This window comes from Roseibium algae, from assembly GCF_037783265.1.
Classification (GTDB): Bacteria; Pseudomonadota; Alphaproteobacteria; order Rhizobiales; family Stappiaceae; genus Roseibium; species Roseibium algae.
Window position 1 is genome coordinate 1 of record NZ_JBAKIA010000038.1, and the last position, 9,023, is coordinate 9,023.

At 53.5% G+C, this 9,023-nt stretch carries 6 protein-coding genes and 1 pseudogene; 2 read left to right on the forward strand and 5 right to left on the reverse strand.

The window, feature by feature from the left end:
* Positions 1-314: 314 nt before the first annotated feature.
* Positions 315-1,907 (reverse strand): hypothetical protein, encoded by a 1,593-nt coding sequence (locus V6575_RS23035; RefSeq protein ID WP_340277835.1) that lies wholly within the window; start codon positions 1,905-1,907, stop codon positions 315-317.
* Positions 1,904-4,390, reverse strand: coding sequence for a phospholipase D-like domain-containing protein (locus V6575_RS23040; RefSeq protein ID WP_340277837.1), 2,487 nt, complete (start codon positions 4,388-4,390; stop codon positions 1,904-1,906). Before V6575_RS23040 ends, V6575_RS23035 begins: the two co-directional genes overlap by 4 nt.
* Before the next feature lie 54 nt (positions 4,391-4,444).
* Here V6575_RS23040 and V6575_RS23045 point away from each other — a divergent pair, with 54 nt between their 5' ends.
* Positions 4,445-5,932, forward strand: coding sequence for an AAA family ATPase (locus V6575_RS23045; protein WP_340277839.1), 1,488 nt, complete (start codon positions 4,445-4,447; stop codon positions 5,930-5,932).
* A gap of 89 nt (positions 5,933-6,021) precedes the next feature.
* Positions 6,022-6,774 carry an HNH endonuclease family protein gene (locus tag V6575_RS23050; RefSeq protein WP_340277840.1) on the forward strand — a complete coding sequence of 251 codons (753 nt, stop codon included), beginning with the start codon at positions 6,022-6,024 and terminating at the stop codon, positions 6,772-6,774.
* Positions 6,775-6,863: 89 nt separating this feature from the next.
* Here V6575_RS23050 and V6575_RS23055 read toward each other — a convergent pair whose 3' ends face one another.
* The 3 genes and pseudogenes from V6575_RS23055 to V6575_RS23065 all read right to left on the reverse strand — a co-directional run.
* Positions 6,864-8,297, reverse strand: coding sequence for a hypothetical protein (locus V6575_RS23055; protein ID WP_340277842.1), 1,434 nt, complete (start codon positions 8,295-8,297; stop codon positions 6,864-6,866).
* 44 nt (positions 8,298-8,341) lie between these two features.
* Positions 8,342-8,461 (reverse strand): annotated as a pseudogene (locus V6575_RS23060) (IS3 family transposase); the annotation flags it as partial.
* A 128-nt stretch (positions 8,462-8,589) separates the two neighbouring features.
* Positions 8,590-9,023 (reverse strand): hypothetical protein (locus V6575_RS23065; RefSeq protein ID WP_340277844.1); only part of this gene is annotated, 434 nt, incomplete at its 5' end.

Here is a 9,023-nt window from a genome sequence, read left to right on the forward strand (position 1 = left end):
GTTCAATGGTTTCGGGTTTCCGCATGGTTCAAGCCTCTTAATGAGGCGAGAACAAAATAGGAACATTGACGAGGAGTCAAGAGAACGGAGGAACTTTGGGTCTGTGAGGCATTTCAATTGTTCTTGTGCCGGGCCAGGCATGAGCGAGTAGATCCGGTTGAGAATTGGATGACCGTTTTGCGCCCTAATTTCGGACGTTCGCGGCAAACGGCATTTACGGCAGTAGGGCGGAATTAACTACCGCGTATCGGCAACTTCGACTATTCTGCCATAGCGCGCGATGCACAATTGAAAATTTTCTTCAATTTGTTGGATCATACTTCCCAGAATGCATTTTGTTCGTTACGCGCAATAATCCCCGACTGGGCAGCAAGTGACAGCAGAGTTGGCAGACGGTCTTCCGTCACGGTAGGCTCCCATGACTTTCCGACCATCGCTTCCAGCCCTGTCTCTTCGATTGCTAGGCGCAGACGCTGGTTTCGTCCGTCAAACCGATTAACCGCTGTCGAGAAGTGCTGGCTGATAATCATGGCTTCAAGGATGTACTGGAATGCCTCCCTTACGGAAGTCGCCCCAAGCCCAACCATGCTGCGGCGTAGACTATCAAGTGACAGCCGTGGAGCCCCGCCAAGTCGCAGCGAGTTCGTCTCACTCGCCGCTGCTCCTGCATAGGCCACGCTAAGAAGCATCCCCAAGAATGCGTAGTGAGCGAACGAAGGATCCCGTGCCCTGAATAGCTGCTGAATGGTAGCTATCAGGTCGAACGGATTTTCGAGGCGCTCTTCGTTGATTGCCGCGATAAAGCCTTCGATGCTGTCTGCTTGGGCATCAAGCAGCGCTATCATGTCTTCGACAGTCGTCAGGTCACCAAAGCGGTTCTCGGTGCCATCCCAGCCTTGGCTGAATCGCGCAGCCATGGCCGATGTCTCGTTTATCCGGTCTGCAAGGATGCGGTCTTCGCACCACGACAGCAGACACTCCATCGACAGACGCTGCAGTTGACGCATCTGCAGAGTCAGCCAGCTGTTTCTGGTCGGAATGAGCGTTTCGGGGATGGTGTATGACGTGCCATCCTGTCCGATCGACAACGCCATGCCTTGCCTGATCTCGGCCACATGGGCAGGCGACGTACAGTGCCGCATATGATGAATGGCCAGAGCAAGAGTGGTGCTTCGCTTGCCGAGAAGACCGTTGCGATCCCCGATCTCCTTGTCAGAGAATAGCGCTGAGTGGAAGGCTACGCGTTCAGCTTCCAGGATTTGATCGGGCGCCCAGGTTTGCCAAAGGGTGACAGCGTCTTCCCTACTTGCTGTCACCGGAGCGAGCGTTGCCAACAGGCGGGAGTAAAGCTCTTCGTTTGAGCGAAGATGTGCATCCAGCGCCTCGGCCAAATGGATGCCCAAGCCCGTCACGCGGAAAAAGCCTGTTTTGCCCGCCAGTGGCATAAGGAACCCGAGACCTGTGACGATCTTGGATGCAGGACCATACCAGAGAGCGGCGATGAGACTGGTACTGCTCTGGAGGCGTTTCCAGTCACTAAATGTCAGCGGATATTGTCCATCCGGAGTCGGCGCGGGCGGCACCGCTCCCGTTCCCGGTATGCGGCCGCCGTTGTGATGCATACTTGCGCCCCAAGAAAACAGCACTTCAATCCGTTCCCTGAAACGGTCGATGTCTTCGCGCGATGGGTCCTCAAGCCCTGCGGCCGAGCATAAATCATAGAACTTCCAGAACACCCAACAGACCAGAGAGAACGGCCGGATGTAGTCCGTCACGTTGTTTATGGACGGGATCATGTCCGCCATCATGTCGAGGTTCGTCTGGCGCAGGCCGAGAAAATCAACGCCGTTGTTTTCATCCGAGCGCGGCGGCAGGAAGAATGGCCGGTCGGGAGAATGAATGGTCATGGCGTTACGTCCAGTGAAAACTTCTCACAGTGTATGCAGCGTCCTATGCGCTCTTGCTTGAAGACGGATTTCTCAAATCGCGGGTAGGTGATATAGCAGTGGCTGCAGGCTTCGTAGTTGGCGATGCCGCGCTTCACGCGCTTCTCCCAGCCTGCGCGATGCAGGGATGCGTGAAGCGCTTTGCCCGTTGGTGACTGGAACACCGCCCAATCCGCCGAAACATCCTTTCCCGCCGCACGCGTACTCAACACATCTTCGAGTTGCTGGCGCCTTGTTCGCGTAGAAAGCACCTCGGAGAGCGCGGCGTTCAGGTCATGCGGTGGCAGCCCCTGCGCCAGAGCGGCTGCAAATCCCTTGTCTGCATCATCGATCAGCGAAGCCGAGGCGAGCTCTCGATCTACTGCGCCGCCGAAGAACTTCTCCAGATCATCATGAAGTCCGACCAGTTGCTCGGGCTTGCTGTCGGAAGTCATCAATGCTGCACGAATGGCCGTGGAAGTTACAAAATGCTGCGAAAGGGCTGTCACCTCGTCTTGCCGCTGGGTAGTGCGTTGCGCTGTGCGCCTAAGCCAACTTCCGAGGAACTCGAATGCGCCGTCAATGTCCTCGAGACGGTGAATGCGCATCCACATCCCGATTTCGAACTGGATGGTCAGCAGGCCAGGCAGCCGATCAGTATGTTCGACACATTCTCCAATCATCGTCCCGATGGCATTTTCGAAATCCTGCAGACCCAAGCTATAGGTGACTTGCTCGGGCGTCTGCCGCTGCACTACGTCTTCTTCGTCTTCCGCCAGGATGGACGATGACAATCCGTCACGCGAAGCTGCGTTCTTTAGTCTTCCGTGGCCGAGCAGCATACGGCGCAATCTCACGAGCGCGGTCTCGAACTGGTCTCCAGAACCAAGTCCTGCACCGACTGCACCCGCGATACCTTCGGGAATATTTTCCATGGGAGCGAGGTCTTTCAGGTTGACTCGCACCAGTTCCGCCGCATCCGCGCTGTCCGACTGTTCATCGTGCTCGGCGCTCTTCAACACAGGAAGATCGAACACGCGAAGATGCTTGTCCGCCGCAATGCTCAAATAGTCCATGAGCGCCTGGATATCATCATCACTGCCTTCGCGGCGCATCAGGCGGCTGAGCGCTCCGGCCGTGAGCCTGCGCCGTGCACCTACGCTGAGCAGCATTTCGTTTTGAATCCAGCCGCGCGCCTCGCGATCGTCCCGCTTAAGAACGATCTGCAATGCAGGCAATTCGGCAAACAGTTCCAATTCCTGATCCACGACCATGAAGGTGCCGTCATCTTTCAGCGCGGTCGTTCCTGAATGCGTGGTGCCGTCAGTCCGCACGACCCGATACGACCACTCGCCTGAAACCTCATGCAGGCTAATCATCTGCCCTGTCAGTTTCTGCGGGTCGTGCCGATCAAAGCTCGCATAGACGATTTCGGCCTGTCCCAAGCCAGAGGGCATACGTTCCGCAGGCTGGAAATCCGGTGCGACGCAATCCTCCCATTCCAGAAGCTGTTCAGGCGCTGCCACGCGCCGCAACACGCCGAGCTCGACATTGTCAGTGGTTCCGAGTGCCTTTCTGGTGGCATTGAAACTGCCTGATAGCACCAGACTTACATCACCGAAATCGCACTGCAGCCACTTGGCATGAACGAAGCGCTTGCCCTCAAGCTTCGGCCTTTGGGGCACAACGGGACGCGACCACCCCGCAGCGTCAGAAAATGGAAATGGGCTGGGCTCTTCGCTGGTAACAGCGACCACGCCGCTATCGGCATTCACGGCTTCAAGCAGTGCGCTCACTGCTTCGCCATCAGGATCATGGTAGGGCGAAATGATCTTGGCCTTTCGGCACGTCCCGATTGTGGCAGCGACCTCACCGATCTGTTCGATAGCTGTTCTGCCAAGCGGATGGATCAGCCGCAGCGGCTGAGCCGATTGATTCGCGCCGCCAGCCGCCGCCTGTGCAGCCCGTCCCGCAAAGTCTTCGATCCACTCGCGCCGCGGGATCTTGATGTCTGGCTGGGAGCCTAGCACTTCCAGAAAGTCGGCAAAATCGGAAAACGCGGTCGCGTGTTCATTGGGGACAAGGGCTTCGAAAACTTCGGCGTTTCTGCCGTGACCTCCGAAGGTGACATTGCCGCTGCCGACCATAAGAAGCTGCTCGTCTTCTGAGATCAGATGAATGCACTTCGGGTGAAAGACGCCGTTCGCGAGGCCAACTGGCACAATCCTGTACTCCTGGCCGACATGCATGGAACGGCGCTCAAGCAGTGAGGAGCGATAGCCCTGCGCATCGCACACAAGCCAGATGTCATCGCAGCCTTGCTGGAGAAGAACGCGAAGTACCTCGGATTCAAAGTAGCTCAGGCTGAGAGCATAGGTCGTTAATAGCGCGTGTTTCCAGCGTGCTGCCTTCAGGAACTCCGCAATACTTCTTGATGGACTATCGTGTTGATCCAGAGCGTTCATCGTATTCAATCTCTGAGTATTCCCGAAAGCAGCCGTTCGTCCGGATAAGAGCAAATGGCTGAGATGCAGATTGATCTGCCTGTAAACTTCGGTAGCGCCAATGGCAGTAGAACACTCATAGACTGTTTCGATCCTGTTTATATGCTTTGTGTTGATAGTGCGTTTTACAGGCGAGAGCTGGAGCAGATAACTAAATTGGGCAGGTTGAAATGTGGGCAATTGCGCATGTTGGCAAAAATGCATACCTTTGAGAAGGTCTTTCTGCGCGCACGCACTAATGAAAGTGGTGGTATGTATCTAAAATCGATACGTCTCAACAATATCAGGTGTTTCAAAGATGTAGAGATCGACTTTGATCTCGAAGGTGGAAACAACCGAAAGTGGACCGTCTTGCTCGGCGAGAATGGGACAGGAAAATCCACGCTCCTCAAGTCAATTGCGCTCCTCATGGCAGGCTCTGATGCGCTTGTTGAACTAACACGACAGCCTGATGACTGGCTTCGAAAAGAAGCAAATGAAGGTTCGATTGAAGGTGCCGTTGAAACCAAGGATGGTGATGTTAGAGATCTCAAACTTGAATTCATCCGAGGAAAGGGCGTGTCAAGGTTTCTCAGTGGTTCCCAAGAGACCTTGAAGCCATTGAATGACGCACTGGAACATACCTATCGCAATTATCCTGTATTTGCCTATGGAGCCGCGCGTCGCCTCGGTTCGGAACATGGCTTCAGTTCCAAATCACCGCAGGAACATCCACGCGCGCGATCTATGGCAACGCTTTTTGACCGCAACGCCCAACTTAATCCTTTGGAACAATGGGCGATGGATCTCGACTATCGCTCGGGTGGGTTGCAAATGGGCACTGTGCGCAAGGTGTTAAGCGAGTTCTTACCCGAACTCACATTTTCAGAGATCGACAAGGAGGGCCGAAGCCTTCTGTTCCAAACAGATGATGGTTTGGTGCCATTGGAGCATCTCAGTGATGGATACCAAAATGTGGCCGCTTGGGTTGGAGATTTGCTCTATCAGATCACTGAGATTTTCGATGACTACAAGAACCCGCTTCATGCCAGAGGCCTGCTCATCATTGATGAGGTCGATCTGCATTTGCATCCGAAATGGCAACGCATGCTTCTGAAGTTTCTGGAACAGCAATTGCCAAACATGCAGCTGGTCGTGACAACCCATTCGGTCGTCACAGCTCAACAGGCCCCTGAAAACTCTCTCTTCTATTGTATTCGCCGTCAAAAATCCGGACCTGAAGTCGTTCCTTTTGAAGGCGATCCGGGAAAGCTCCTTCTTAACCAGCTGATCGTCACCGAAGCCTTTGGCCACATTCCCGATGAATCCGTTGAACTTGAAAGTCACCGCGCTCGCTATCGCACCCTCCACAAAAAGAAGAAGAAATCCAAAAGGGATCTCGCAGAAATGGAACAGTTGGCCGATGCGATTGGCGCGGTTCCGGAGGACCCGTCCGAGGACATCGTGCTGAGCGACAAACAACGCGCGCTCATGCAGAAAATCGTTAGCCAACAAGCGAACTAGCAATGATTAGCTTGGAAAGATCACGACAACAGAGGGATATCATTCCCAGTTTCCGAGGCAACAAGCCTGTTGAGCGTCTCGTTGAACTCATGTTAACACGGCGTGCCAAGCTCGCCTCTGGTGGAAACCCAAAGCTCAAGATTGGCTCAAAATGGTCAAAAACCAAGAAGCAGCTGCTCATAGAAACGAACGACAAATGTGCCTATTGTGAATCTCATACAACTGCCGTCGCCTTTGGTGATGTCGAGCATTATCGCCCAAAATCTATCTACTGGTGGCTGGCTTATGTCTACGACAACTATCTGGCGTCTTGTTCGATTTGCAATCAGCAGTTCAAGAGCAATGCTTTTGAGTTTTCAGGACCCAAAATGCGGGGGCCCGTCATACGTTCCAACACGACAGATGCTCGCATTGAGGCTTTGGCCAAACAGTTCGCACCTGACCCTTTGGACGCTCAGGCGATCGCTGATTTTGAGGATGCGCATCGTCAGGAAGCTCCGCTCATTCCGAACCCCTATGTTGACGATCCGGAAAAGCTATTTGCTTGGGACGTTTTGAGCGGAGCAAAACAGGTCGAGCTCATTCCAAACCCGAACCACCCAGATGCGGCCGATGTTGTCGATGCCTGCGAACGCCTCTATGGCCTCAATCGACCCCAACTCAAACGCCGCCGGTTCAATCAATGGCGGATCTATAATTTCTTTTTGAAGGTGATGCTTGACCAGGGAGCCGATCAGGAGACGCGTGATGATGCGCAAGCCTTCATCAATGAGTCACTCCTACCAACAAGCGAATACGCTGGCATGATCCGGTATTTTGAGAACCAGCGAATGGCGCACTAGCATCTAACGTCTAACCACAACCTTCAAGAGGACACACCCCCATCTACAAATCATTGATCGGTGACGTCTTGCGCACCAACACACCCTGATCACTGATCGCCATTATCTCCCTGCTCATCTGAATTTTCACCGACTTCACCACGAGCGGCATTCGGCCACCAAGCTTGAGGATCAATTTCCATGAAGTCGTGTAGCACTTTGGTTGCCGACCCGTCGCTTTCGTCATCAGGATAGGTGAAATAAAGCGTATGAGCCCAAGCTGGCAAAAACCGCTTCCAATCGTTGCCGTTCAATGGATGATCCTGGATACCTGCCCCAAAAAGGCGTGCAAGTGGCCCGCCAAACCAGTCTCCAAAGAAACCCAGATGTGCGGGAAACCACATATTGCTCCAGCGGACGATGGCAAAGGGCGCCGCGTGATAGAGAACATCGCCACCTTTGTAGGGATAACTGAACAGCCCTTTCTTCTTCGCGCCGGGGAGGTCTGGAAGCGGCGGACAAGATGCAATATCCCTGCGCTTCTGCCGGACACGAAACTCATCTTCATTCTTGGTGAGTAGTTTCTCTGCCATACACATCGGCGTTCCTGCCGTGACAAAGTCAGTGATCAGCCAAGGGTTGCCAGCAGCCCGATGGGCAGCCCACAATTCACGCTGGAGATCGCGATAAGCTTTGGGATCCCGGTTGTCGTCTTTCAAGAGTTCAGCAGCCTCACTCTCGAACCTCACAAGCACTTCAGGGTCAATCTTTGTCTCATGGTGATCCTGCTGGCCATCTTCGAGCGGCAGAACATGGTCCTGGTTCATTTTCGTCCAGAGATAGCTGATCCCGTCATAGGCGACATAAGCCCCCAAGCTATGGGCAACCACAATGATGCGGTCATACCGGCCGGATGTGTGCAAGCTTTCAAGGAATTCGATCATTCCTCTGCGGATGTTCTTCCTCACAGAATAGGACCGAGGTGACGTGTCGAGGTAACGAACCACGTCGACAAAACTGGCGGTGATTTTCCCCGGGAGGAATTTTGTCATGGCCCAGCTGAGCAATCCGGCCAGCACCCCTCCGCCAGCAATCAAGGAAATGATTTTCTCAACGCTCAGGCTGTCCCAGGCCAATGTGCCATCTGCAATGTACCAAAGAACCCAAAGGATCAGGGCCCAAAAGGCCAACCAAACAACGCGAAGCCCAGAGGGAACATTCCAGATCGGCGTGAACAATATCCGCTGAAAAGTGTCCCAGATGTCCGACAGTTTGTTGCCTTGCATCATGTGGGACCAGTGATATTCAAAGAATTCCGTTTGTGGATATTTTGATGTCTCACGCGCCAGATATGATTTTGCTTCGTAGCTTTCGCTCTCAGGTGCCGGGCGAGAGTAATAAACAGGAAGGTCCTGTTTTTCATCGATGACCGTCGGGCCGGGAATGGCCGCATCGATAAATCGGTTCAACATGTCGAGCGGCCTTTGCTCACCCATTCCATGGACTATAACGACCGCTTGGCGAAATCTTTTCTTCCCCGACATGCTTTGGTATTCCTCCCATTTTTAGTGGGGTTCAGTGGTAGAATTCACGCGGCCATTTTAAGTTTCATGGCGGGGGGTACGCCCCCGATGCCCATGTTGGGGCGCTCATTGTTGTAAGTCCGGAGCCATTCGGGTGCCTGGTCCTGCGTCTCCTTGACGGTTTCACGAAATAGTCACGCCAGCTTCTCATTTAGTTGCAATGAACCAAACCGGCCTTTCTAGGCGTTCCGCCATGAAATAAATACGTCCCTCATAATTGGGTAGCCCCTTATTCACGTTTAAGCTACCCTTCCTAATCTGTGGCGAGCGCCTCAATCATCCTCTTTGCATCGTCGCGAAACCGTTGGATGGTCGCGTCGGGATCGGTGATAAAATCAGCAAGTTTCACTGGAGTGTTGGAAACATAATCTCCGCGTTCTTCAGTCTCAACTCGCCATCCCTCAACGCCCTGTTCAGCACCAGGCTCTGCAAATTTCGCCTCATCTTTGAAGCGTAAAACCGATAAGCATACGTGAACATCCGATATGGAAACAAAAAGGCAATCACTTCTGCCGCCCTCGTCAGGAGAACCATCGCGGTAATAGGATTTTTCCAATATCTCCCCTTCCCACAAATATGAAGGTGTCGCTACATCACTGTTGAAGGACTGCTCTCCCAGTTTCTCCAGATTGCATGTTCCAAATGCCTTTTCCCAAATTCCGAAAAGCGCCTCAATATAGTCCGCTC